This is a genomic window from Pseudolactococcus laudensis (genome assembly GCF_013449735.1).
Taxonomy (GTDB): Bacteria; Bacillota; Bacilli; order Lactobacillales; family Streptococcaceae; genus Pseudolactococcus; species Pseudolactococcus laudensis.
In genome coordinates this window covers 18,207-42,210 of record NZ_JACBNY010000003.1, presented here as the reverse complement: position 1 = coordinate 42,210, position 24,004 = coordinate 18,207, and the positions used below count along the sequence as shown (strand labels likewise).

The window sequence follows — 24,004 nt, the reverse complement described above, 5'->3', positions numbered from 1 at the left end:
GAAAAGTATAGTCAAGAGTAGCTAAAATCCGAGTCATTCATTAGCACAAGTATCATCTACTTTAGAAAGTTTATCCAACATAACAACAAGTTGTTGTAAATCTTCATTTAGCACGGCAGTTTTTAGATGAGCATACTGCACATAAAAAATCTCTTTATCTTTAGCCACTAATGGAATTTTGACTAGATTTTCCATATCCCTAAACGGAATAAAATCAGTCATTAAGGTAATACCAATATTTGACTTAACCAATTGACCAATCGTCTGAACATCAGAAAAATGAAGTAAAGTTTGCGCCTTTTTGTCATACTTATCATTAAGCCTTTGAAACGCCTTAGCGTGAACAAACCCCTCCTCTAATAGAATAAAAGGATAGTCTGCAGCCTCTTCAAATGATATTTCAGATTTTTGAGATAGTGGATTATCTTTAGAAGCAAAAATATAGAATTCACGTTGATATAGTAATTGCACCGTTAAATTTGGATGAACCAAAGGCGTCACGCTACCAATTAAACTAAAATCAAGCCGGCCAGATAATAATTTAGAAAGTAATTCGTTTGAGCCACCTGAAATCAAATCAAAATTTGAAATAAAGTTGACCGCCTCTTTTTCTCTTAATAATTTCGATAGAATTCTTGCCCTTATAATCGGCGGAAAACCAACATGAACTTGCTTTTTCTTAGCGTGCTCAATCGCTCTTTCTACAGCTACGAATTCGTCTAGTATATGGTGAATATGTGCCTTTAAAATTGCACCCTCTCTCGTTAACTGAACCGTCCGATGTGACGGATCTTTCTTAATCAAATCACAATCATAATGTTGTTCCAAACGTTTAATCGCATAGCTAATTGTTGGTTGACTCACGTCAAATTGATGTGCCACTTGTGTATAGGACAATAAGTCAGCTAGAGCATTAAAATACTCAAAATCTCTTAAATTCATGATAGAACGCACCCCTTTTTGACCATTTTAACATATCAGCACTTATTTGTTATAAATAAAATTTATCGTAACAGCTTGAGTTGACTATAAGATTTTATAGGGTGTAAACTAGCCAATATAAAAAATATTTTATAACTAATAGAGGAGACACACATGCGTGCACACGACATTTTAAACAACCCGTTCCTAAATAAAGGAACTGCTTTTACCATGGAGGAACGTCAAGAACTTGGCCTGATCGGTATTTTACCGCCCCATGTTCAAACCATTGAAGAACAAGCTGAACAAACCTATCAACATTATTTGATGAAACCCAACGACTTGGAAAAACGTCATTTCTTAATGGAAATTTTCAACACCAACCGGACTTTGTTCTACTACCTCTTCAACCAACACATCGTTGAATTTAACCCAATCGTCTACGATCCAATCATTGCGGACACGATCGAAAACTACAGCCACCTCTTTGTGGATACACAATATGCCGCTTACCTCGATATCAACCACCCAGAAAACATCGCAGAAACTTTTAAAAATGCTGCAGGCGACCGTAAAATCCGTCTCATTGTTGTAACGGATGCAGAAGGAATCTTAGGTATTGGAGATTGGGGCACACAAGGTGTGGATATTTCAGTCGGTAAATTGATGATCTATACAGCAGCAGCTGGGATTGATCCTGCGTCTGTTTTGCCAATCGTTATCGATGCTGGCACAAGCAGAAATGAACTTTTAGAAGATCCATTGTACCTCGGTAATCATCAAGAACGTCTCTACGGGGATCAATATTATGACTTTATCGATCAATTTGTCACAACCGCTGAAGAAATGTTCCCTAAACTTTACTTGCATTGGGAAGATTTCGGTCGCTCAAATGCTGCAACCATTTTAGACAAATATAAAAAATCAATCCCAACCTTTAATGACGACATTCAAGGTACTGGTATCGTCGTGCTCGGTGGTGTCTTTGGTGCCCTTGATATTACAGGTGATAAGTTAACTGATCAAGTTTATCTATGTTATGGTGGTGGGTCTGCAGGTGCAGGTATCGCTAGTCGCGTGCATGCAGAAATGGTCAGCGAAGGTCTTTCAGAAGAAGAAGCCTACCAACACTTCTTTATGATGGATAAACAAGGTTTGCTCTTTGATGACATGACAGACTTAACGCCTGCTCAAAAACCTTTTGCTAAGAAACATGCCGATTTTGTAAATGTTGGTGATATGACTAATTTACTTCATGTTGTCAAAACAGTAAAACCAACTATTTTAGTTGGTACGTCTACTGATGCTGGTGCCTTCACAAAAGAAGTCGTTGAAGCCATGTGTGACAATACAGAACGTCCAGTCATTTTCCCAATTTCAAATCCAACGAAAAAATTAGAAGCGACTGCTGAACAAGTCATTGAGTGGTCAGAAGGTAAAGCCTTTGTCGCAACTGGCGTTCCTTCAGGTACCGTTCAATATAAAGGTGTTGATTATCAAATCGGTCAAGCAAATAACGCTTTGATTTATCCCGGTTTAGGACTTGGTATGTTAGCGTCTGAAGCATCACTCTTGACTGATGAAATGATTGGTGCAGCTGCTCATTCCTTGAGTGGTATGGTTGATTTAAACCAACCAGGTGCGCCAGTTCTCCCACCATTCCAATATGTTGCGGACGTCTCTATTAAAGTCGCTGAAGCAGTCGCAAAAATGGCTCAAAAACAAGGTTTAGCCCAAGCTGAAGAAACTGATATGTCTAAAGCTGTCCAAGACCTCAAATGGTATCCAGAATACTAAGAGGACTTAAGAGAAGAGAAAATGAAAGATTTAAAAACTATCAAAATTTCAGGGATTAGTTTGCCACTCTATACCTTTTTTATCGTGATTCTCGCAAGCGTGATTGCACTTGGTAAACTACCACTAAATATGGTTGGTATCACCTTGTTACTAGTTGTCTTAGGACATCTCCTCTACTATATCGGTGAAAAACTGCCTATCGTCAACTCCTATCTTGGCGATGGATCTGTCTTTACGCTGATTGGCGCAACACTTCTATCTTTTGGCCACGTCATTCCTAAAAACGTTATTGGTGCCGTTGGTAAATTCATGGGCGGTCAATTCGGCTTTCTTGATTTTTATATCGCAGCACTGATTTGTGGCTCTATTTTAGGCATGAATCGCAAGCTCTTGATTAAAGCGTCTACTAAATTTATTCCTGTCACTTTGATTACAATGGTCATCGGCTTTTTTTGCAGTCGGTGGCATGGGGATGTTGCTTGGCAAAGGTTTTGCGCACTCAGTCATGTACGTTTCAATGCCAATGATGGCAGGCGGTATGGGCGCAGGGATCACACCACTGTCTCAAATCTATGCCTATGGTCTAGCACATGGTAGCCAAGCCGCTATCTTCTCACAACTCGCACCTGCTGTGACTTTCGGGAACATTATGGCGATTATTGGTGCCCTGTCTATTTCAAAAGTTTTTGCTAACACCAAATACAATGGCCATGGGACATTAATTTCAGCAACTAAAGAAGAACTTGAGCGACCAAAAATTAAACTTGATGCCCAACGCATCGGTGTCGGTATGCTCTTTGCCTTCTCACTACTGATGGTGGGTTGTCTACTCAATAACTTCTTTCCAAAAGTTCACGAATATGCCTTTATGATTATCATCGTCTTTATCATCAAAGCAACAAATACCGTACCAAAACAATTAGAAGAATCGGTCATTATGTTTAATGAAGTCGTCATGACCAATCTAACCCATGCTGTTTTAGCTGGGATAGGTTTGGCCTTAATCGACCTGAAAACTTTAGCTTCAGCCTTGACTTGGCAATTTGTCATTCTCTGCTTAACAAGTGTTGTTGCCATGGGACTAGCGAGCTGGTTCCTAGGTAAGGTACTCGGTATGTATCCAGTGGAGACAGCCATTGGCGCTGGTATGATTAATAACTCCATGGGTGGTACTGGTAATATCGCCGTTCTATCCGCGTCCGACCGGATGGAAATGATTGCCTTCGCCCAAATGGGCAATCGACTCTGTGGTGCTATCGTACTGATCATGGGCGGTATCTTGATTCGACTCTTTTATCCTTAAATAAATTATGAAAATCTATCACTATCATGTGATGGATTTTTTTATAGCCTACGGTAATTTATGGAAACATGGTGAATTTTTACCATTTCGGTATTCTTTTGACAAAACAATGCGAAATTGGTATTGATTCTTTTTCGTCCTCAAAAAACTTTTGTTTAATCTTTTTCATGCAAAAAATCAAACAAATATTTCGCCATTAGAAAAGACTTCCCTTTTTTGGAAAATCTATATACTTGGGTTCACATCAATACAATCATTTTTCTTTTTTTATCAGCTTTAAAAATATTAGCCTACTAGATATCTGTATCTATATTAAATTCTAAAATATCCCATTTCGTGTTTATTACTTTAATCATAGCTACAATTGACATTAAAACAAAGATTGCTAATGAAAGCAAAAGGGAGGGGAGCCAGATATTAGTCCAAACCATATTTTTATTAAACAGTTGAGTTATTCTGACAAACATTAAACTCAGCACAAAATTACACGTCAGAGATATTAGTAGTGTTGTAAATGAATAAATTAGAATTTCAAATTCTTTCTTTAAAAAAATATCTAGAGGTCTTAACCCTAAAATAAATAATTGTTTGATTTCAAAGGTTTCTTTTTCTTGCAGTAACATCATCATACATATGGTAATTGCTAATGCAATAAGTATTGGCGCACTTAAAAAGACAACCATATTTGAAGTTCTAGTTCCTGCATCGCCACCGTCAGGTAAATCAATAAGTAGTGAAGAAAACCCAGAAACAAATATACTGATAATTGTTATCGGGATATAGACTTTTTTGAACGTATCAAAATGCTCATTAATGCTATAAGTTGCTAAGTTTAGCAAAGATAATCTAAATCTATTGGCTATCATATTGAAAATTCTAGAAAAGAATAATAAAATTATTTTTCCGCATACATTTATTAACAATGATATAGCAATTATTTCTAGGAAAATCAATAAAACGCTTTGGGCACCAAAAGAACTTATCCCTATTCTCTCTGGTAAAAGTGACAAGAAGTATGTCATGATAAATATATTTAAAACTAGCATAAAGATTACTTTCAAATAATAAAATTTATCCCTATTTTTTATATTTATATTTTCGATATTTTTTTGAATTTTATAGAATGTTCGTCTTGATCTAGTATAGCCACTATACAAAGTCACAATTGTAATGAGTAACAATGTGATAAAAAAAGATTGGAACGAAAACCTGATCGTCAGAACAGGAAATTGTTGAGTTCCTTGGGCGCTGACAAGAAAATTATAAAAAGTTTGAGCAAAGAGAGTTGCTATAATAGAACCACCTATTGCACCTAATATACTGGCAATAGATAATTCTATACCTGATAAAATAGCAAGATACTCAGGCGTCATTCCCAAAATAATTTGTAAATTATTTTGTTTTCGTAAACCGTTTAATATTTCTTTAACAGTATTTTTTAAAACTATTGGTACCATAATCCCACCAAATACTATTGGAATAAAAAACAGTTGGGTATTACTTGACATGTCATCATTTATCAAACTACTATTACTAAAGTTAAAAAAATTAGTTAAGCAAATATTAATGACAAAAGCACAAGTCATAAAAACAGGGAGGGAAAAAATCCATATTTTCCAAGAATATTTAAATTGAAGCCATGCTAGTGAAATCATATTATAAATTCCCCGCTATTTCATGAAGAAGTGAGGCTTCAGTAGGATTCGACAAAATATTTTGTATTTTCCCATCACGTATCACAACTGCCCGGTCAGTTCTTGATGCCATTTCAATATTATGAGTGACCATGATAACTGTTTTGCCTTGATTGGTTATTTCTCTTAAAATTTCAAATACTTTTTCACTTGAAACTGAATCTAAGGCACCCGTTGGCTCATCTGCAAATATAATTTCGCAATCAGTTGCTAATACTCTGGCTATCGCAACTTTTTGTTTTTCCCCTCCTGATAGAGAATCAATACTTGCCGTTGATTTTGGCTCAAAATTAATACTATTGAGTAATTTATCAATTTGATTCTTATCAATTTTTTGATGACTTAGTCTTAATTGTAAAGCAATATTTTCAAATACTGGCAGAGCAGAAATTAAATTGTATTGTTGAAAAATAAATCCGATTCTCTCTCTTCTTAATCTAGCCAATTTTTTTGAATTTAGCGCGTATATATTTTGAGCTTCCAAAAAGACCTCGCCACTTGTAGGCGTTGACAGACCAGAAATAATATTTAATAGTGTGCTTTTACCGGATCCAGATGGACCGACTATACTTAAAAACTCACCTTTGTTTACTTCAAGAGAAATATCATCTATTATTCTTATTATATTGTTCGATTTACCTAACGTAATTTCCTTTGTCACATTTTTGATATTTATAATTGTACGATTCATAATTTTTCCTCAACCTAACTTTGAAATACGTTATATAAACTTCTAGTATAGTTTCCTTACTCTTTTGATTGACGTCTTTGCCTAATTTCTTCCTTTGGTTATATTATACACAGTCACTATTGTATACCTTAAATTTTTTTAATGTCAACGCTTACATTACCTTTTGCAGAAAATACATATTGCATTTAAAATAACTCCTTTCAATCAAGTATCATGTAAAGCAAGATATCACACTTTAATAAAGAGCAACATACATATAAGTCACTGTTCACAGTTCCAAACTGATGAACCTGATTATGAATTTCTTGTGGTCAAAATACGGTATCAGTTCCATGTTTAGCACGGTTGAGCATGTTTTGATTAATAAATAAATTAGATTACAGTATTTTTCCACCAACGACATAATACTTTATAACGGCTATTAGGTAAATTACAAAAACGTCCAGGCGAAGGTTTCAAAGTCATAATAAAAAACGTCCAAAGACGTTTTCTACCATAAAAATATTATTGATATTGCATGACTTGTTCATTTTTATAAGCGTGATCGATCATTGCGCCACCTAGACATTCTGCGCCATCATAGAAGACAACAGCTTGTCCTGGTGTAATGGCACGAACTGGTTCGTCAAAGACGACTGTAACCTTGTCACCATTGACTTTCATCGTCACACCTGTATCAGCTTGACGGTAACGAAACTTAGCTGTACAGTGCATTTCAAAAGTATCTGGCATGTCACGTGTGAAAGATAGATCACTGGCATCAAGGCTTGTTGAATATAAGGCTTCATTATGGAATCCTTGCCCAACATAAAGAATATTTTGTGACAAATCTTTACCGACAACAAACCAAGGTTCATTATCGCCACCGTGTTGCCCACCGATACCAAGACCACCTCGTTGACCAATGGTATAGTACATGAGGCCAGCGTGTTCACCCATATCACGGCCTTCAAAGGTCATCATACGACCTTTTTGAGCTGGTAAGTATTGGCTGAGAAATTGTTTGAAATTCTTTTCACCGATGAAACAAACACCTGTTGAGTCTTTTTTCTTAGCTGTGGCAAGGCCTGCACGTTCCGCAATTTTACGGACTTCAGGCTTTTCCAAATGACCAAGTGGAAACATCACTTTTGGGAGCTGTTCTTGTGACAATTGGCTGAGGAAATAAGTCTGATCTTTATTGTCATCAGCGCCGCGTAACATGTGGACGATACCATTTTCATCACGTGTGACTTGGGCGTAATGCCCTGTTGCCACGTAATCTGCACCAAGTTCAATAGCGTAATCAAGGAAAGCTTTAAACTTAATTTCCTTGTTACACATGACGTCTGGATTTGGCGTCCGACCTGCACGGTATTCTGCTAAGAAGTACTCAAATACGCGATCCCAGTACTCTTTTTCGAAGTTAACCGTATAGTAGGGGATACCGATCTGGTCTGCCACTAAAGCCACGTCTTTATAGTCTTCCGTCGCCGTACAGACACCAAAATCATCGGTATCATCCCAGTTTTTCATGAAGATCCCGATCACATCATAGCCCTGCTCCTTGAGCAAAAGCGCTGTGACACTGGAATCCACACCACCACTCATGCCAACAACGACACGAGTTTTTGAATTATCATTTTGCAAAATAATAATCCTCCCATCAAATTTTATTTAGGAACACGCAAAGCTGCTCCCCGTTAATCAATCGCTTTGAAGGGCGTCATTAACTATTCTAGTATAGCAGATTTACCGGCGGATTGCTAGGTAAGGGCACTTTTGGAAAATACGTGTGAGCTACCGGCAACAACAGGTTTAGATCTATCAAGATGAGTCCTCAGACCTCTGTTATGTTATACTGGTATTTAGTACAAAGTTGCCTATAGGTACACTAAATTAGGGAGTTTAACGCATGAAAAAATTATTTCTCACGTCTTCATTTGATGACGTTGCCAATCGTTTACCAGCATTTATCGGCGAAAAATTAGCTGGAAAAGTTGTAACCTTTATTCCAACTGCCAATGTGCCACAAGAATATGATGGTTATGTTATATCCGCCAAAGCAGCTTTTGAAACACTTGGTTTAATTATTGACATCCTAGAAGTCTCTACGGCCTCAGCAAGCGATATCCAAAGCAAGCTCTGCCAAAATGATTATATCTATGTTTCAGGTGGCAACTCCTTCTTTTTACTACAAGAATTAAAACGAACAGGTGCTGATCAACTCATCATTGAACAAGTCAACCTAGGCAAACCATATATCGGTGAATCTGCAGGCTCAATCATCACATCACCTGATATTGCCTATATCTCAGCCATGGATAGCACTAAAAAAGCACCATTACTGACCAATACACAAGGACTTAACCTGGTTGATTTTTATACAGTACCACATGTCACCAATGCGCCCTTTGAAGATGAAGCGCAAGAAATCTTAACGAATTACGACAATAAATTAACTCTAAAACCTATCTCAAATGATCAAGTAATTATGGTATCAGGCGACGATGTTAGAGTAAGCTAAAATTAATGTTATGAATCGCCACCCTAATCTCAAGTTTACTGACTTGAGATTTTTTTTACTCAAAAAACCAAGCCATAAACCTGATTTTTTTAAGATAATATCTTATTGTTAGTAACTTCACTCTGCCTTCTTAGCAGGTTGGCTTGGATCAGTTGCTTTTGAATTGATACTCTTATTAAATTCTGAAGCTTTCAAGGCAATTTGATTAAGCTCAGCTGCTTTGGTATTATAATGATCAATGTTAATATTGATTTGTGTTTGACGCGCTTCTAATTCGGCCGCTCTCTGCTCCAAAGCATTTCTATCCGCATAAAAGTCCGCCTCGCTAGTATAGTAATAATTCTCTGCCCTAACATTAAAGGCTTCAATTTCATCATTTAAATTAGCGAGATCAGTATCATACTGAGGCATATCAGTATCGATTTGTGCTTTTAATGCCGTCAACTCCGCTGATAACTGCTCTGACTGCTTATCTAATGCATCAAACTTAGATTCATAGCTTTCGAACATGGTTACAATTTTGTCTCTATCTTCAAAATACTTGGCGTAGTGCTTTTCAAGTTCTGGCGACAGATGACGATATTCAGTGCCTAAATACGAATGTAACTCATTATCACGTTGTCCAATCTCAAACTTGGCATAATCAGCCAACATTTCTTCCGATTTATCTGTTTTGACTTTGGCATATTCCGCTTCCAATAGTTTTGTCAGCTCTTGGCGCTCACTACTGGATAATCTATCCCAAACAGCGTGCAAAGTTTCATGTGCTGAGGTAACTTCAACAATACCTGATAAATCTTGATTTTGGATATTATAAAGATAGATTTGTCGGTGATCGTAATATCCCAAAATTGTACGTGAATCAGTACTATCAGGTACCTCCTCATTAAAATTTTCCGCATCTAACAGTTGGGGATCAGACGCATAAAATAAGACACGTCCTTTTTTTGTGAACCCGATTTTTTCAGTTATGGCTTTAATTTCTTGTGTTGGCTCATAAGCCTTTGCAGCCTTCTCATCAGCTTTGGCTTGAATGTCTGCTGATGACAGCTTTTCAGTTTTCGACTGATTGCTACTAGCATCGGTATTCGAATTAATTCGGATACCATAGGCAACAAAAATCAGTACCAAAATCGTAAGGGCAACTATTCCTTTTTTATTTTTCTTTCTCATAACTCTTATTATAACAAAAAACAGATAAGAAAGCGTTAACAAACCGATTTTTTAGGGCATTTATGTTAAAATGAAGTATGACAACTTCAACAGCAGAAATCATTTTAAATCTTTTAATTGACCATGAAAATGAGTGGGTCTCTGGCCAAGAATTAGCCGCTAGACTAAATCTTTCGCGTGCAGCAATTTGGAAGGCTATCACCAAGCTATCTGCTGATGGATTTACGATTGAGAGTCAACGAGGTCCTGGTAAGGGCTACCGTTATATCCCAGATGAAAAAATGAGTGCCGCGGGTATTAGCCATGATTTACAGCATGATATTGCTGTTCAAGTTTTTGACAGTCTGCCCTCGACCAACGTTTATGCCAAACAAGGTCTAGTCAATGGTGAAGTGACTGAGCCAACTGTTATTATCGCCAATATCCAGACTAGAGGAACAGGTCATTTTGGTCGAGTTTTCGACTCTCCTGCCCAAACTGGCTTATATCTCAGCTTTGCACTACCGATTACACCAGAGCAGCAAGTCGTGCCAAGTCTTCTAGCAACTGCGATTGCTGTCGCTGTTGGGCGAACAGTTAAGGAACTTTTTGATATTGATTTAGACTTCAGATGGATTAATAATATTTATTATCAAGGCCAAAAAGTTGGGGGCATTCTAACGGAAGCTATTGTAAATTTTGAAACCCAAACCTACTCGGCGCTCATCGTCGGCATTGGGCTGAACCTGACAAATAAACAAACTGAACTAGGCTACCTCACCAGTCAGCTCGCGATTTCCCGAAACCAAGTCGCAGCCTCACTGATTGATCAGTTCTTGGGCTTGTATGACACTTACCAAGATGGTAAATTCCTTGATGATTATCGAGCACATTTTAGCGATCTGGACAAAAACGCCCAGATCCAATGCGCTCAGAAAACCTTTACTGGAAAGGTGCTCCGCATCGATAAGGCTGGACGATTAGTTCTCAAAACGGCAGAGGGTCTTCAAAAACTTTCAGCTGGCGAAACAATATAAAAAGAGCAGCTTGTCTCACATTGACGCAGCTGCTCTTTTTTTATTTAGTTATACTTTTAAGATATAACATATATTTAATTACCATGTAAGACTGCTACCAGTTGCTACTGATTGCAAACTCTCGCGCATAGTCCGACCATTTCCAAGTAACCTGCCACGTGCCTGATTCAAGCTGGGTCTCTCGAATGAGTTTCACTTCATAAGCTACTAGGTCTTCAAGCCCTGGATAGAAAATACTCTCTTGACTTCTGATAAATTCAGAGGGCATGCTGACATATTCTTTTTGCCAAAGCGAGGTATCTTTTTCGATACTATCATGCACATCTTGGATCAGCTTTTCTTTAAAGCGCTCGTAGTCGAAAGGTGCTGACACGTCCATCTCGCGCAAATCATCTAACAGGTTGATATAGCAATAGATTTCGTGCATATCTGGCTTGGCTGATGCCATGTAACTTTTAACTGCTTTAGCCACAATCTCCTCAGCTTTTTTGTAAAAGGGATGCTGCTTGTCGCCCACTTTAACGTAAAAAGATGCCAGACTTGCGGTTGGATTATAAGTGTCAGTTTCCTGAAAATCCGCTCCAGCCGACCACCATGGTGCATGAGGAAAGTCATTGTTTGACGGCACAACACCATACCAAAAATCATTGCCGAAATCTTGACCACTCGCCAGATAGTTCAAAATTCCTTTCACAATCGGATTTTGAAGGTCAAAAACGTCAAGCTCGCGTAGAATTTCAGTCGCTGCCCAAGTTTGAATAGGCGTTGAATTTGGATTCCACGAATCAGCCTCTAAAGCATGACCAAACCCACCATCTTCGTTTTGGTAAACTGCAAGCGCATCTAATACAGCTTTCTTAGTCCCATTCTCAAAATGATATTGGAAACGTGTTAAGTCGATTGGACGAGCATTTCTGTAAATAAATTGACGAGCTTTTAAATAAGTTTGCGCCACCATAAGTAACCTCCTAATCATTTTCCAAATTGATCTTGTGCGTCATATTCTACTCAAAGTATATCACATTCATCTTTAAAAAATTGTCTAAACATGATAACATCTACCTCATTTAAAAGTAGTCATAAATCAGGTCATTTGACATAAATAAAAAATAACAATAATATCTGCTTTATCCCCAAAAGGGAATAAGAACTGACCATTGTTATCTTTATCTCAACACAAATTAACCAATCACTACTGCAATACCAGCAGATTATACCTTAAACTTAGCATTTTTATAATCATAAGGCACACTTGTCCCCACCACAACATCATCAATCTTCTCTAAAATCAGCCAATCATCCATATTGCCCTGATGCTCAAATTCTAATGGTGAAATAGATTCAACAGTGTCAAACGCAATCAAACATAAACACTTCTTATGCCATCTTGCCTTTTGTTTGTCTGAGAGTGCTAGCTGCTCCTGATTTTTTTCTAAAGTAGAAGTAATCTCTTCATCAGATAATTTGACAAAATTTTGAACTGATTTTACATGTGCTTTAGTCGCAATATCTCGTGTTCCCTTTTTTAAAAAATATAAAGTTTCTCCTTCAAAGACTCGACTATGAGGAATTTTTCGACCTGCTGCACCACGTACAATCATCGTTTTCTCACCAGACAAAATCTTCTCTAAAACTTTCTCCTTGTCATCGCAATACACTAAATGAATCATCCTAGTCATCTCCTTTTTTAATCGGTAGCCAAACTTCACACCTATACTCCTCAGACTGCTGATTCCCTTCCGAATAAACTTCAATATCTGGCGCATTAGCATACTCGTAACCAGAGCTTGGTAGCCACTCTGTAATGATTCGCCTTTGCAAGTCCTGTAAAGCATCTGGCAAGGCACCAACACTTTCAAAAATTGCCCACTTAGAATCTGGCACAATAGCATCAACCATACCAGAAGGTGTTTCATTGTCACTTGCAACAGCAATATAGTAGTCAAAAGTTTCACCATCCATACAGGTACTCACCCCTAGTACCCCAAACGGTTGGCATGACATTTGACTAACGAGCTGAGGCATTAGTCCTTCTTGTCCCATTTTTCCCCAAAACATAGGAATGGCTTTGAAATTTTCTTGAACATCAACTTGAAAGTGCTCACTAAATCCGACAATCTTAAAAGCTGATTTATTTTCAATCCGGTAATTTAATTCCGTCTCGCCTTTTATTGACAACGTAAAAGAAATTGGTGGATAGGCTTTCAGTCTCGTTCCCTCACTTCTCGCAATGGATGGTGCGACACCATGAATGGTTTGAAAAGCACGATTGAAAGCAGTTGGTGATTCATAACCATATCTCAAAGCAATATCACTAATTTTTTCCGAACTATTTTGTAAATCAAAGGCTGCACACGACATTTTTCTTCTGCGAATATATTCTGATAAAGGAATTTCTGCAATATAAGAAAATATCCTTTGAAAATGAAAAGTTGAACAGCAGGCAAGTTGTGCTAACTTTTCCAAATCAATCTCATCTGTTAAATGTGCCTCAATATAATTGATAGCCTTATTCAAATGATTAATCCACTTCATCTTTCAAACCTCCTCATGATTTCTCAACCAAAGTATAACATATTTCATATCAATTCACCTCTCTATTACAGCACAAAAAAGAGTGTTTCACACAATCACTTACTCATATTCCACCACCAAAATAATCTTCACAAAATGATACTATTTACTTCGGAAAATTAAACCTTCAACCTATCAAAACAGACCATATCGTGATAAAATAAACCTATGACATTAAAAAATTTATTCTTCGATTTGGATGGTACTATTCTGGAAAGTTCCAGAGGCATCCTTAACAGTTTTCGTTATACATTTGATGAAATGAAATATCCTCAGCTATCCGATAGCGAGTTAAATAGTTTCATAGGTCCACCTCTTGAAACAACCTTTGCAAGACTCTCAAATGGTGATGACGCATGGGCCGAAAAAGCCATTGTAACGTACCGCAAATACTACGCTGCAAAAGGCATGCACGAGGCTGAGCCCTATGACGGCATTTTAGAAATGCTCGATAATCTGCAACGCTTAGATTATAAACTCTACATCGCTACATCGAAAAAAGAGGATGTCGCCAAAAATATGCTCGCAGAACTCGATATGTCGCAACATTTTCAGGGGATTTTTGGCAACACGCCACAATCCCACTCTAAAACCCTCGTCCTTAGGAAATCACTCATGAACACACAATCAACGCCTGAAACATCAGCTATGATTGGGGATAGAGACTATGACATCATTGGTGGATTGGAGAACAAGGTAGCGAAAACTATCGGTGTGCTCTGGGGTTTCGGTGATGAAATCGAGCTTGAAAAAGCTGGCAGTGACATCATCATCGCTCATCCGCAACAACTTTTGGAGAACATCAGATGAGGCATCTCAAATTTAAATCCGTTTTTGATATTATGGGACCAGTCATGATTGGCCCTTCAAGCTCACACACTGCCGGTGCGGTTCGCATCGGTAAAATTGTGCACTCGATTTTCGGTGAGCAACCAACTGAGGTCGAGTTTCATCTTTATCAGTCTTTTGCAAAAACTTACCGTGGACATGGTACAGACTTGGCACTTGTTGCAGGAATTCTGGGTATGGAGACAAATGATCCTAGAATTCCAGAGTCTCTAGAAATTGCCGATAAAGCTGGTATAAAAGTTTTTTGGCATATCCATAAAGACGAAAAAGCTGACCATCCAAATACAGCTAAAATTATCATTAAATCTGCTACAAAGTCCATGTCAATCAAAGGCATTTCAATCGGTGGTGGTAATATTCAGGTGACTGAGTTGAATGGCTTTGATGTCGCATTGAATATGAATACACCAACACTCATCATCGTCCATCAAGATGTTCCCGGTATGATTGCTAAAGTAACCGATAGCCTCTCAAAACACAATATTAATATCGCTCAAATGAACGTCACGCGGGAAAATGCAGGTGAAAAAGCCATCATGATCATCGAAATTGATTCTCGTGATGTCGACCAAGCCCTCGCCGAAATCAAAGCCATTGACAATTTACACAACGTCAACTTCTTCGGTTAACTTTAAAGGAGACACCCCATGTTCTATACAATAGAAGAATTAGTCGTACAGGCTGATCAAGAATTTGAAGGGTCCATTTCTGAATTGATGATTGCGACCGAAATCGAAACATCTGGTCGAACACGTGCTGAAATTCTCGACCTTATGTCAGAAAATCTCAAGGTTATGTTAGCCTCGATTGATAATGGCATGACAGAAAACACATCGCGCACTGGCTTGACTGGTGGCGATGCACTCAAACTTGATCGTTATATCAAATCTGGTCGTACCTTATCAGATACAACCGTTTTGAGCGCCGCGCGAAATGCCATGGCAGTCAATGAAAGTAACGCCCAAATGGGACTCGTCTGTGCCACACCAACCGCTGGTAGTGCAGGTTGTGTCCCAGCAGTACTATCTACTGCCATTGACAAACTACAATTAACCCAAGCACAACAGCTCGATTTTTTATTTACTGCTGGAGCTTTCGGTCTCGTCATCGCTAACAATGCTTCAATTTCAGGCGCTGAAGGTGGTTGCCAGGCAGAAGTTGGCTCAGCTGCCGCTATGGGATCAGCCGCCCTTGTCATGGCTGCTGGTGGCAATCCTCATCAGGCCAGTCAAGCCTGTGCCTTTGTCATAAAAAATCTACTCGGTCTCATCTGTGACCCTGTAGCTGGACTAGTTGAAGTGCCCTGTGTTAAACGTAATGCCATGGGTGCAAGTTTCGCTTTGGTTGCTGCTGACATGGCTTTAGCTGGAATCGAGTCCAGAATTCCAACTGATGAAGTTATCCAAGCCATGTATCAAGTCGGACAAGCCATGCCTAGTGCCTTCCGAGAAACAGCCGAAGGTGGACTTGCTGCAACACCAACAGGCAAACGATTGAAGGCTGAGATATTTGGTTAAATCGAAATAGAGATGAAAAGCCCAGAATATTGACATTCTGAGCTTTTCTTATTGTCTTATTGCAAAGAGTTTCTAAAGAATAGATGTTAAATACGCTAATTGAAATAGGGCATCATCTATTTCTATACCGCTTATCAATCAATTGTAATTCAGCATGAAAATGTTACAAAACAATGCGAAATCGGTAAATTATTCCCTGTTTTTTTTACCATATCGGTATTCTTTTGCCAAAACAATTCGAAATCGGTAGATTAATTGATTACTTGATGACCTCATAGACTTTCTGAGAAACAGTAGGATATTTCACCTGAAACTCACTCACTTGAACAAAAAAAACCTTATCAAATGACAAGGTTTTTTTGTGTATTATCAATTTATCTGTGACCAGATACCCGCAAACGATTGAGCGCACGGTGAAGTGCGACTTCGGCACGTTTAGCAGCATCGACGTCACGTTTATTTTCAGCTTCTTGAAGAGCACTTTCAGCTAAACGTCTAGCACGTTCAGCACGTGTCACATCAATATCACGATCTCGTTCTGCAGAATCGGCAACAATTGTGACTAAATTATCACGAACTTCTGCAATCCCACCATTAATAGAAATCCAGTCGACGTGTTTTTCATCATCAATTCGGCGCACCTTCAATTCATCAATTTTCAAAGATGCAATCGTTGGAATCATGTTAGGCAAGACCCCAAGTTCGCCATCAACAGTTGACAACAAGATAAAATAGGCATGGTGATCGTAACAAATCCCATTAGGTGTGATGACTTGGACTGTCATGTAATCCATATCAGACCTCCTTAGTAACCCATTTTCTTAGCTTTGGCAATGACATCTTCGATTGGACCAACGGCACGGAAAGCATCCTCAGGTAAATCATCATATTGACCAGCAAGAATGTCTTTAAAGCCCTTAACTGTTTCTTCAACTGGCACATAAGAACCAGGTTGACCAGTAAATTGTTCAGCCACGTTGAAGTTTTGTGACAAGAAGAATTGAATGCGACGAGCGCGACCAACAAGGGTCTTTTCTTCGTCAGACAATTCATCCATACCTAAGATTGCAATGATATCTTGCAATTCCCGGTAGCGTTGGAGCACACGTTGCACTTCTGTCGCCACTTCATAGTGTTCTTGACCAACGATTTCCGGTGTCAAGGCACGTGAACTTGATGCCAATGGGTCAACGGCTGGATAAATCCCTTGTTGCGTTAATTTACGCTCAAGGTTGGTCGTTGAATCCAAATGGGCAAAGGCAGTCGCTGGCGCTGGGTCAGTATAGTCATCGGCTGGTACATAAATCGCTTGGATTGATGTAACAGAGCCTTTTTTAGTTGAGGTAATACGTTCTTGTAATTGCCCCATTTCTGTTGCCAATGTTGGTTGGTAACCAACGGCTGAGGGCATCCGACCCAAGAGGGCAGATACTTCAGAACCGGCTTGTGTGAAACGGAAGATGTTATCGATAAACAAAAGCACATCTTGACCTTCAACATCACGGAAATATTCCGCAATTGTCAAACCAGCCAAGGCAACACGCATCCGCGCACCAGGTGGCTCATTCATTTGACCAAAGACCATGGCAGTTTTTTCAATAACGCCTGATTCTTTCATTTCTTCGTAAAGGTCATTCCCTTCACGCGTCCGTTCGCCAACACCAGTAAACACGGAAATACCACCATGTTCTTGGGCAATGTTATGGATCAACTCTTGAATCAAAACGGTTTTACCAACACCGGCACCACCGAAAAGACCAACTTTACCACCTTTAAGATAAGGGGCAAGTAAATCAATAACTTTGATACCAGTCACAAGGATTTCGTTAGAGGTAGACAATTCATCAAAAGCAGGTGCTTTTTGGTGAATTGGGCTACGCTCAGCATCCTCAGGGAATGGTGTTTCTAAGTCGATTGTATCGCCAATAACGTTAAATACACGACCAAGGGTTTCTTTCCCGACAGGTACACTGATTGGGCGACCTGTGTCAAGAACTTCAAGACCACGTTTTAAACCATCAGTAGACTCCATGGCAATGGTGCGGACAACACCGTCACCAAGCTCAAGCGCTACTTCTAGCACGATTTTAGTTTTTGTATTATCGCCATTGTCTTTATAAACAATCAGCGCATTATTAATTTCAGGAAGATTTTCTCCACCTGCAAACTCTACGTCTACAACTGGTCCGATTACCTGTGAAATTTTACCAGAGCTCATATTACCTCCTGTTTTATTAAGATATTCAGTTGACTATTTATTCCAAGGCACTCGCGCCGGCAACAATTTCCGTGATTTCTTGGGTAATGGCTGCTTGACGGGCGCGGTTGTATTGAATAGTCAGATCATTGATCACATTTTTCGCATTATCTGTTGCGGCTTGCATGGCTGCCATACCCGCAGCATGTTCAGCCGTTTTAGCATCGATAATACTACCATAGATCATGCTTTCCGCATATTGTGGCAAAAGTTGTTCCAATATGGTATCACGATCCGGTTCAAGTTCAAATTCTTGATGATGAGATGTAGCTTCATTTTCATCTAAATCAGTAATGGGTAGCATTTTTTCAACGCGTACCTGACTCGTCAAAGAATTAACATGGTGATTGTAACAAACGTACAATTCATCAAATAATTCATTTTGATAAAGACTAACTGATTTATTGACGATTTTGCGAACTTCATCAAAAGTTGGCTGATCAGACAGACCTCGAAGTTCATAAGAGACGTTGATATCGCGAGCTTTGAAGAAATCTGCTCCCATGCCACCAAGGGCAATGATGACATATTCATCTTGATTGTCATGATCATCTTCCAACATCTGCATAACAGCCTTCAAAATCGTTGAATTATAACCACCGACGAGACCTTTATCTGATGTAATGACAATGTAACCTGTCTTTTTAACCGGTCGCTTGATCAGCATCGGATTATTTGACCCCTCAGATAATTCTGAGCCAATCAAATCGGTCGTCATCGCCCGAACTTTTTGAGCATAAACTTGAAAATTCTTTGCGTTTTGTTCAGATCTTGTCAACTTAGCAGCGGATACCATTTGCATAGCACCTGTAATCTGACTTGTTTTTTTGGTTGATGCAATTCTGACTTTGATTTCATTTAGCGAAGCTGGCATAGCAAACCTCCCTTTTAATTAATTGCTGATGATGCTTTGAATTCTTGAATAGCTGCATCTAGTAAATCTTCAGCTGGTAAATCTTTAGTTGTAACGATTGTCTCAAGCAAGTCTTTGTGATTAGCATCAAAGAAATCAAACAATTGTGATTCAAAGGCAAGAATATCATCAACTGGCACTGTATCAAGGAAACCATGCGTCAAAGCATAGAGAATCAAGACTTGGTATTGAACAGCAAGTGGTTCATGCAACGGTTGTTTCAAAACTTCCACTGTTCTGCGACCACGGTTCAATTTGGCTTGTGTTGCTGCATCCAAGTCTGATCCAAATTGTGTAAAGGCTTCTAGTTCACGGAATGACGCTAAGTCAAGACGAAGCGTTCCGGCAACTTTTTTCATAGCCTTAATTTGTGCACTACCACCAACACGTGATACGGATGAACCCGCATCAATGGCTGGACGAATACCTGAATAGAAGAGATCGTTTTCTAAGAAAATTTGACCATCGGTAATTGAGATAACGTTTGTTGCGATGTAGGCTGAAATATCACCTGCTTGCGTTTCAATAAATGGTAAGGCGGTCATAGAACCACCACCTAATTCATCTGAAAGTTTAGCTGCACGTTCCAAAAGACGTGAGTGCAAGTAGAAAACATCACCAGGATAGGCTTCACGACCTGGTGGACGGCGGAGCAAGAGTGACAATTCACGATAGGCAACGGCTTGTTTTGATAAGTCATCGTAAACAACCAAAACGTGTTTGCCGTTATACATGAATTCCTCACCCATAGCTGCACCAGCATAAGGTGCGATATAAAGCAAAGGTGAAGGCTGTGATGCAGATGCCGTCACAACGATTGTATAGTCAAGCGCACCGTATTTGCGGAGCGTTTCAACTTGCGTACGGACAGTTGATTCTTTTTGACCAATCGCCACGTAGATACAGATCATGTCTTGACCTTTTTGATTCAAGATAGCATCGATTGCAATTGTAGTTTTACCTGTTTGACGGTCACCAATAATCAACTCACGTTGACCGCGGCCGATTGGTACCAAAGCATCAATCGCTTTCAGACCAGTTTGAAGAGGTTCTGCAACACTTTTACGTTGCATAACTCCAGGTGCTGCTGACTCAACCGGACGTGTTTTGTCCGTTTTAATATCACCAAGACCATCAACAGGAATTCCCAAAGGATTGACAACGCGCCCAATCAGCGCTTCACCAACAGGGACTTCCATGATTTTACCTGTCCGTTTGACAGTATCGCCTTCACGGATATCGCCAAATTCACCGAGAACGATAATCCCGACGTCAGTTGACTCCAAGTTTTGTGCCATACCATACGAACCGTTTGAAAATTCAAGCAATTCACCACTCATGGCATTTTCTAGTCCATGAGCACGGGCGATCCCATCACCGACGTATGTTACAACTCCGGTCTCAGCGACCGAAAAATCAGGTGTGAAATTTTCAATTTGTTGTTTAATCAGTGAACTGATTTCATTAGCGTTAAAAGCCAAAGATTGTCGCCTCCTTATTAGAACATTTGAACTTCAAGCTATTTTTCTAGAAAAAAGAATGTTTACCGGACCTGCGCAAGCGCAAATCAATTAAAGCCTTTTTCTAAGAAAGTTTACGACTGTGTCGCCCAAGCTTTCAGTATCATTTTTAAATAATTGATTTCGCAATTTTGTTTAACTGCGACTTAATACTTGCGTCGATGATTTTACCACGGGCATTTATAATCACACCGCCCAAAATACTACTATCGACTGTATTCTTAATTGTGACTTCATTAAGATCAAACTTGCTTTTAATCGTCGTTTCAAGTTTACTGAGTTGTGCATCTGACAGTGCAATCGCACTCGTAACATCAACATCTGAAATCTTGAATAGATTATCGGCTTGATGCCGAATCTCTTTAATAATTAAAGGCAAGAGTGCCATCCGTTGATTTTTCACCAACACTTCCAAGAAATTCTTGAAAATATCAGAGGACACATTTTGTAAACTCTCAATGACTTGATGTTTCTTGTCATCCGAATAAGCTACATCAACTAAAAAAGCTTGGAGATCCGTCGACTGAATGACTTTATCAAAAGCAGCCACTTCGGCTAAGACAGCCTCTAATTGCTGACTTTCTTGAGCGACTTCAAGCAAAGCTTTACTATATTTTTGAGCAATAATGAGAGACATATTTATTCCCCCAATTTTTCCAAGTATTGATCAATCAAATCTGATTGTGCTGACGCATCTAATGTTTCGCCAATTAATTTTTCGGCAATCTTAACTGAAATATCAGCTACATTACCTTTAATACCTGAAATGGCTTCTTTTTTAGACTGTTCAATTTCTTCATTAGCACGTTGTTTTGCACGACGTGCTTCTTCTGCAGCCTCTGCTACAATTTTAGCTTTATTAGCTTCAGCAGTATCTTTTGCATTATTGATGATTTTAATAGCTTCATCACGCGATCCTGCTAATTCAGTCTCGCGTTGCACTGCAAAAGCTTCAGCTTGTAGACGCGCATTTTCTGCGTTATCAATATCTTCGTTGATTTTTTTTGCACGTTCATCAAAAATTGATGTCACCGCACCCCAAGCATATTTTTTAATCAAGAAAACTAAGATTAAAAAGGCACCGCTGACCACAATAATGTTGCCTAGCATTGAACTCGGAGCAGATTCTAACAAAATAAATGGACTCATGACTACTCCTTTCTACTCATCTCTTGCGATTTTTTCATTGATATACATGGTTGATAACAAGACGAAAACATATGCTTGCAGCGCTCCAATAAAGAGAGAGAACCCTGTCCAGGCCACTTCAAGAAGAATCGCAAGTGGTAAATAATAAACCTGAATATTACCAATACGTGCAATCAAGCCAATCACAATTTCACCAGCAAAAATATTACCGAATAGACGCAAGGCTAAACTTAGAAAATTGGTAAATTCTTCTATAATGTTCATTGGTAGCATAGCAGCAGGCGATAAAAAGACGTGTTTAATGTAGCCTTTAAAGCCAAAACGCTTGATACTCGACAATGTCGCTACAAGCGACACCATTAATGATAAAGCCAATGTCACACCAACGTCTGCCGTTGGTGATTTCCAATAAGTTAACTCATTTGATCCTTCAATTTTAATCAACAAGCCAATGTTATTGGCAACAAAGATAAACATGAAAAGGACAAAGACAAAAAGTGAGTAGTGACGTGATTCAGTCGCACCCAAATTGTCTTGAGAGACACCATTGACAAAATCAATGAGCGTTTCTAATACATTTTGTTTACCTTTTGGTCGCAAAGTCATTCGACGACTCGCCCAAAAGATAAACCCAAAGGTAATCGCACAAGTTAAAATAGTCATGACAAGGACAGCACCATCAAAATAAACCGGTCCAATATGAAAAGACCAAGATTTTTCCACGAATACTCACTTCCTTTCTTATATATACACACATCTCAAACTATTTAATAAGAAATTACTCTACTTAATAGTCTTACTGACGGTGCATAAACTGAGAACCGTCTTATTTCAAGACGAATGTCATAGCAAGTGTGATAAAGAAAGTTCCTTCAATAAATGCGATACCCACAAACATCAATGAACGCAATTTGCCTTCAAGTTCTGGTTGACGTGACACTGCGTTCAAAATACTACTAACGATGAGACCTTCACCGATACCTGCACCGAGTGCTGCAATCCCTAAAGCGAGAATTCCTAATGACATTAATTTGTCCTCCTATAATTTGGATAAATATTTTTTGTAAGAATACCTTACGTTTTTACTTAACAGTAAAATTCTAGTCCTATTTTGCTGAAATGTCAACAAAAAAATCAGACTCTGGACTGATTTTCTGAAAAAAACCAAAAAAGTTTTCACTTTTATGATAAACGTTCTTCCTGATTATATTTTATAGGAAGAAATTCAAGCACACGATCCATCATTTTAGTCCAATAATACCATTCATGTGTCCCATCCGCCGTTTCATAAATAACGTCAAAGTCCTTATCCTTCAAGTCTTGGACCGCAAAATTATTAGCGGGATAGAGAAAATCTTGGTGACCACACCAAGCGTAAAGTTTTGGTTTATCATTACCAAATGTTTTCGCAAAATCAGAAGCCAGTTTTTGGACAGAATTAACCGATTCGTCAAATTTATCTAAATCACTAAAAACACCTTGCCAATAAGACAAATCTCCCATCTCTTCTCTTGCAACATTTTCAAATGAAATCGCACCTGATAAACTCGCCGCATAGGAAAATTTGTTAGACGCAAGCGCTATTTTAAAAGCCCCATATCCGCCCATAGATAAACCAGCAATAAAGTTTTTCTCCCGTTTTGTAGACAGATTCGGTAGGAAATTATGCAGCACTTCTGGCAACTCATCTACAATTGCATCATAATATCTTGCCCCATAAGTTGTATTCGTGTACCAAGCCAAATCTGTTGACGGCATGACAACTGCCAAATTGGTATTTCTAACCAAACGCTCAATCCCCGAACGGTTTAACCAAGAATCTTGATTGCCAGACATCCCATGCAACAAGTAAAGAACAGGAATATCTGTTGTCGGCACATCCTTATCTGGATTTTTCCGAGATTCAGGGTATAACACGTTGACCGTGCGCACCATACCTAGTATTTCTGAGTAGTAATCGATTTTTAATAGGGCCATGATATAAATTTGCACGTCTTTTCAACGCACAATGCCTTTCTACGCTATCGCTGCGTCCAAGTAGGGGTATTTGCGACCTCACGTCCACTCAAGTCTTTCTACACTTTCATTTTATAAAAGCTTGAAACTTGACCTAAGCTAACGCTA

The 24,004-nt window shown here is 38.8% G+C and carries 23 protein-coding genes and 1 pseudogene; 7 read left to right on the top strand and 17 right to left on the bottom strand.

Annotation, left to right across the window (positions count from 1 at the left end; all coding sequences use genetic code 11):
• Nucleotides 1-33: 33 nt before the first annotated feature.
• On the bottom strand, nucleotides 34-942 hold the full coding sequence (locus HZR21_RS02850) for a LysR family transcriptional regulator (protein ID WP_180746217.1): 909 nt from the start codon (nucleotides 940-942) through the stop codon (nucleotides 34-36).
• 153 nt (nucleotides 943-1,095) lie between these two features.
• Between HZR21_RS02850 and HZR21_RS02845 the strand changes: the two genes are divergently transcribed.
• Both HZR21_RS02845 and HZR21_RS02840 read left to right on the top strand, forming a co-directional pair.
• Complete coding sequence (locus tag HZR21_RS02845; RefSeq protein WP_180746215.1) at nucleotides 1,096-2,718, top strand: malolactic enzyme; 1,623 nt, start codon at nucleotides 1,096-1,098, stop codon at nucleotides 2,716-2,718.
• A gap of 21 nt (nucleotides 2,719-2,739) precedes the next feature.
• Nucleotides 2,740-4,021: pseudogene (locus HZR21_RS02840) on the top strand (2-hydroxycarboxylate transporter family protein).
• 293 nt (nucleotides 4,022-4,314) lie between these two features.
• Here the strand turns inward: HZR21_RS02840 and HZR21_RS02835 are convergent.
• From HZR21_RS02835 to mnmA, 3 genes are all read right to left on the bottom strand, one after another.
• Entirely contained in the window at nucleotides 4,315-5,529 is a 1,215-nt protein-coding gene (locus HZR21_RS02835) for an ABC transporter permease (protein WP_246307789.1), read from the bottom strand.
• A gap of 148 nt (nucleotides 5,530-5,677) precedes the next feature.
• Nucleotides 5,678-6,406: an ABC transporter ATP-binding protein gene (locus HZR21_RS02830; protein WP_180746211.1), complete on the bottom strand. Its 729-nt coding sequence runs from the start codon at nucleotides 6,404-6,406 to the stop codon at nucleotides 5,678-5,680.
• Between the two features lie 504 nt (nucleotides 6,407-6,910).
• Complete coding sequence (gene mnmA, locus HZR21_RS02825) at nucleotides 6,911-8,035, bottom strand: tRNA 2-thiouridine(34) synthase MnmA (protein ID WP_180746209.1); 1,125 nt, start codon at nucleotides 8,033-8,035, stop codon at nucleotides 6,911-6,913.
• 265 nt (nucleotides 8,036-8,300) lie between these two features.
• Between mnmA and HZR21_RS02820 the strand changes: the two genes are divergently transcribed.
• Nucleotides 8,301-8,912, top strand: coding sequence for a Type 1 glutamine amidotransferase-like domain-containing protein (locus HZR21_RS02820; protein ID WP_180746207.1), 612 nt, complete (start codon nucleotides 8,301-8,303; stop codon nucleotides 8,910-8,912).
• A gap of 117 nt (nucleotides 8,913-9,029) precedes the next feature.
• On the opposite strand, the gene HZR21_RS02815 is transcribed toward HZR21_RS02820, so the two are convergent.
• A complete protein-coding gene (locus HZR21_RS02815; protein ID WP_180746205.1) occupies nucleotides 9,030-10,085 on the bottom strand; it encodes a hypothetical protein in 1,056 nt (351 codons plus the stop codon).
• Between the two features lie 77 nt (nucleotides 10,086-10,162).
• On the opposite strand from HZR21_RS02815, the gene HZR21_RS02810 reads away from it, so the two are divergent.
• A complete protein-coding gene (locus HZR21_RS02810) occupies nucleotides 10,163-11,101 on the top strand; it encodes a biotin--[acetyl-CoA-carboxylase] ligase (protein ID WP_180746203.1) in 939 nt (312 codons plus the stop codon).
• Between the two features lie 94 nt (nucleotides 11,102-11,195).
• Here the strand turns inward: HZR21_RS02810 and HZR21_RS02805 are convergent, their stop codons facing one another.
• The 3 genes from HZR21_RS02805 to HZR21_RS02795 all read right to left on the bottom strand — a co-directional run bounded on the left by HZR21_RS02805 (nucleotide 11,196) and on the right by HZR21_RS02795 (nucleotide 13,636).
• Entirely contained in the window at nucleotides 11,196-12,059 is an 864-nt protein-coding gene (locus HZR21_RS02805; RefSeq protein WP_180746201.1) for a hypothetical protein, read from the bottom strand.
• A gap of 253 nt (nucleotides 12,060-12,312) precedes the next feature.
• Nucleotides 12,313-12,771 carry a hypothetical protein gene (locus HZR21_RS02800; RefSeq protein WP_003140710.1) on the bottom strand — a complete coding sequence of 153 codons (459 nt, stop codon included), beginning with the start codon at nucleotides 12,769-12,771 and terminating at the stop codon, nucleotides 12,313-12,315.
• 1 nt (nucleotide 12,772) lies between these two features.
• Nucleotides 12,773-13,636: an AraC family transcriptional regulator gene (locus HZR21_RS02795; RefSeq protein WP_180746199.1), complete on the bottom strand. Its 864-nt coding sequence runs from the start codon at nucleotides 13,634-13,636 to the stop codon at nucleotides 12,773-12,775.
• Between the two features lie 207 nt (nucleotides 13,637-13,843).
• Between HZR21_RS02795 and HZR21_RS02790 the strand changes: the two genes are divergently transcribed.
• Genes HZR21_RS02790 through sdaAA form a run of 3 tightly spaced genes read left to right on the top strand, consistent with a single transcriptional unit; the run spans nucleotide 13,844 to nucleotide 16,041 of the window.
• Nucleotides 13,844-14,485, top strand: a complete 642-nt coding sequence (locus HZR21_RS02790) for an HAD hydrolase-like protein (RefSeq protein WP_003140714.1) — start codon at nucleotides 13,844-13,846, stop codon at nucleotides 14,483-14,485.
• Nucleotides 14,482-15,153 carry an L-serine ammonia-lyase, iron-sulfur-dependent subunit beta gene (sdaAB, locus tag HZR21_RS02785; protein WP_003140715.1) on the top strand — a complete coding sequence of 224 codons (672 nt, stop codon included), beginning with the start codon at nucleotides 14,482-14,484 and terminating at the stop codon, nucleotides 15,151-15,153. Before HZR21_RS02790 ends, sdaAB begins: the two co-directional genes overlap by 4 nt.
• Nucleotides 15,154-15,171: 18 nt before the next feature.
• The gene (gene sdaAA, locus HZR21_RS02780) at nucleotides 15,172-16,041 is read left to right on the top strand and encodes an L-serine ammonia-lyase, iron-sulfur-dependent, subunit alpha (RefSeq protein WP_180746197.1); all 870 of its coding nucleotides are present in this window, start codon (nucleotides 15,172-15,174) and stop codon (nucleotides 16,039-16,041) included.
• 374 nt (nucleotides 16,042-16,415) lie between these two features.
• Here the strand turns inward: sdaAA and HZR21_RS02775 are convergent, their stop codons facing one another.
• From HZR21_RS02775 to HZR21_RS02735, 9 genes are all read right to left on the bottom strand, one after another.
• Nucleotides 16,416-16,835, bottom strand: coding sequence for a F0F1 ATP synthase subunit epsilon (locus HZR21_RS02775; RefSeq protein WP_003140718.1), 420 nt, complete (start codon nucleotides 16,833-16,835; stop codon nucleotides 16,416-16,418).
• Nucleotides 16,836-16,846: 11 nt separating this feature from the next.
• On the bottom strand, nucleotides 16,847-18,259 hold the full coding sequence (gene atpD, locus HZR21_RS02770) for a F0F1 ATP synthase subunit beta (RefSeq protein ID WP_180746195.1): 1,413 nt from the start codon (nucleotides 18,257-18,259) through the stop codon (nucleotides 16,847-16,849).
• A gap of 37 nt (nucleotides 18,260-18,296) precedes the next feature.
• A complete protein-coding gene (locus HZR21_RS02765; RefSeq protein ID WP_003140723.1) occupies nucleotides 18,297-19,172 on the bottom strand; it encodes a F0F1 ATP synthase subunit gamma in 876 nt (291 codons plus the stop codon).
• Nucleotides 19,173-19,186: 14 nt separating this feature from the next.
• Nucleotides 19,187-20,692, bottom strand: a complete 1,506-nt coding sequence (gene atpA / locus HZR21_RS02760) for a F0F1 ATP synthase subunit alpha (RefSeq protein WP_180746193.1) — start codon at nucleotides 20,690-20,692, stop codon at nucleotides 19,187-19,189.
• A 148-nt stretch (nucleotides 20,693-20,840) separates the two neighbouring features.
• Nucleotides 20,841-21,368 carry a F0F1 ATP synthase subunit delta gene (locus tag HZR21_RS02755; protein WP_180746191.1) on the bottom strand — a complete coding sequence of 176 codons (528 nt, stop codon included), beginning with the start codon at nucleotides 21,366-21,368 and terminating at the stop codon, nucleotides 20,841-20,843.
• A gap of 2 nt (nucleotides 21,369-21,370) precedes the next feature.
• A complete protein-coding gene (gene atpF / locus HZR21_RS02750; RefSeq protein ID WP_180746189.1) occupies nucleotides 21,371-21,880 on the bottom strand; it encodes a F0F1 ATP synthase subunit B in 510 nt (169 codons plus the stop codon).
• A gap of 12 nt (nucleotides 21,881-21,892) precedes the next feature.
• The gene (atpB, locus tag HZR21_RS02745) at nucleotides 21,893-22,603 is read right to left on the bottom strand and encodes a F0F1 ATP synthase subunit A (RefSeq protein WP_180746187.1); all 711 of its coding nucleotides are present in this window, start codon (nucleotides 22,601-22,603) and stop codon (nucleotides 21,893-21,895) included.
• A 103-nt stretch (nucleotides 22,604-22,706) separates the two neighbouring features.
• Nucleotides 22,707-22,907 (bottom strand): F0F1 ATP synthase subunit C, encoded by a 201-nt coding sequence (locus tag HZR21_RS02740; protein ID WP_003140734.1) that lies wholly within the window; start codon nucleotides 22,905-22,907, stop codon nucleotides 22,707-22,709.
• A 155-nt stretch (nucleotides 22,908-23,062) separates the two neighbouring features.
• A complete protein-coding gene (locus tag HZR21_RS02735) occupies nucleotides 23,063-23,857 on the bottom strand; it encodes an alpha/beta hydrolase (RefSeq protein WP_180746185.1) in 795 nt (264 codons plus the stop codon).
• Between the last annotated feature and the right edge of the window lie 147 nt (nucleotides 23,858-24,004).

Coding starts and splice junctions, on each gene's coding strand:
- HZR21_RS02850 (WP_180746217.1), bottom strand. CDS start 942: ATGAATTTAAGAGATTTTGAGTATTTTAATGCTCTAGCTGACTTATTG.
- HZR21_RS02845 (WP_180746215.1), top strand. CDS start 1,096: ATGCGTGCACACGACATTTTAAACAACCCGTTCCTAAATAAAGGAACT.
- HZR21_RS02835 (WP_246307789.1), bottom strand. CDS start 5,529: ATGTCAAGTAATACCCAACTGTTTTTTATTCCAATAGTATTTGGTGGG.
- HZR21_RS02830 (WP_180746211.1), bottom strand. CDS start 6,406: ATGAATCGTACAATTATAAATATCAAAAATGTGACAAAGGAAATTACG.
- HZR21_RS02820 (WP_180746207.1), top strand. CDS start 8,301: ATGAAAAAATTATTTCTCACGTCTTCATTTGATGACGTTGCCAATCGT.
- HZR21_RS02815 (WP_180746205.1), bottom strand. CDS start 10,085: ATGAGAAAGAAAAATAAAAAAGGAATAGTTGCCCTTACGATTTTGGTA.
- HZR21_RS02810 (WP_180746203.1), top strand. CDS start 10,163: ATGACAACTTCAACAGCAGAAATCATTTTAAATCTTTTAATTGACCAT.
- HZR21_RS02805 (WP_180746201.1), bottom strand. CDS start 12,059: ATGGTGGCGCAAACTTATTTAAAAGCTCGTCAATTTATTTACAGAAAT.
- HZR21_RS02800 (WP_003140710.1), bottom strand. CDS start 12,771: ATGATTCATTTAGTGTATTGCGATGACAAGGAGAAAGTTTTAGAGAAG.
- HZR21_RS02795 (WP_180746199.1), bottom strand. CDS start 13,636: ATGAAGTGGATTAATCATTTGAATAAGGCTATCAATTATATTGAGGCA.
- HZR21_RS02790 (WP_003140714.1), top strand. CDS start 13,844: ATGACATTAAAAAATTTATTCTTCGATTTGGATGGTACTATTCTGGAA.
- sdaAB (WP_003140715.1), top strand. CDS start 14,482: ATGAGGCATCTCAAATTTAAATCCGTTTTTGATATTATGGGACCAGTC.
- sdaAA (WP_180746197.1), top strand. CDS start 15,172: ATGTTCTATACAATAGAAGAATTAGTCGTACAGGCTGATCAAGAATTT.
- HZR21_RS02775 (WP_003140718.1), bottom strand. CDS start 16,835: ATGGATTACATGACAGTCCAAGTCATCACACCTAATGGGATTTGTTAC.
- atpD (WP_180746195.1), bottom strand. CDS start 18,259: ATGAGCTCTGGTAAAATTTCACAGGTAATCGGACCAGTTGTAGACGTA.
- HZR21_RS02765 (WP_003140723.1), bottom strand. CDS start 19,172: ATGCCAGCTTCGCTAAATGAAATCAAAGTCAGAATTGCATCAACCAAA.
- HZR21_RS02755 (WP_180746191.1), bottom strand. CDS start 21,368: ATGTCTCTCATTATTGCTCAAAAATATAGTAAAGCTTTGCTTGAAGTC.
- atpF (WP_180746189.1), bottom strand. CDS start 21,880: ATGAGTCCATTTATTTTGTTAGAATCTGCTCCGAGTTCAATGCTAGGC.
- HZR21_RS02740 (WP_003140734.1), bottom strand. CDS start 22,907: ATGTCATTAGGAATTCTCGCTTTAGGGATTGCAGCACTCGGTGCAGGT.
- HZR21_RS02735 (WP_180746185.1), bottom strand. CDS start 23,857: ATGGCCCTATTAAAAATCGATTACTACTCAGAAATACTAGGTATGGTG.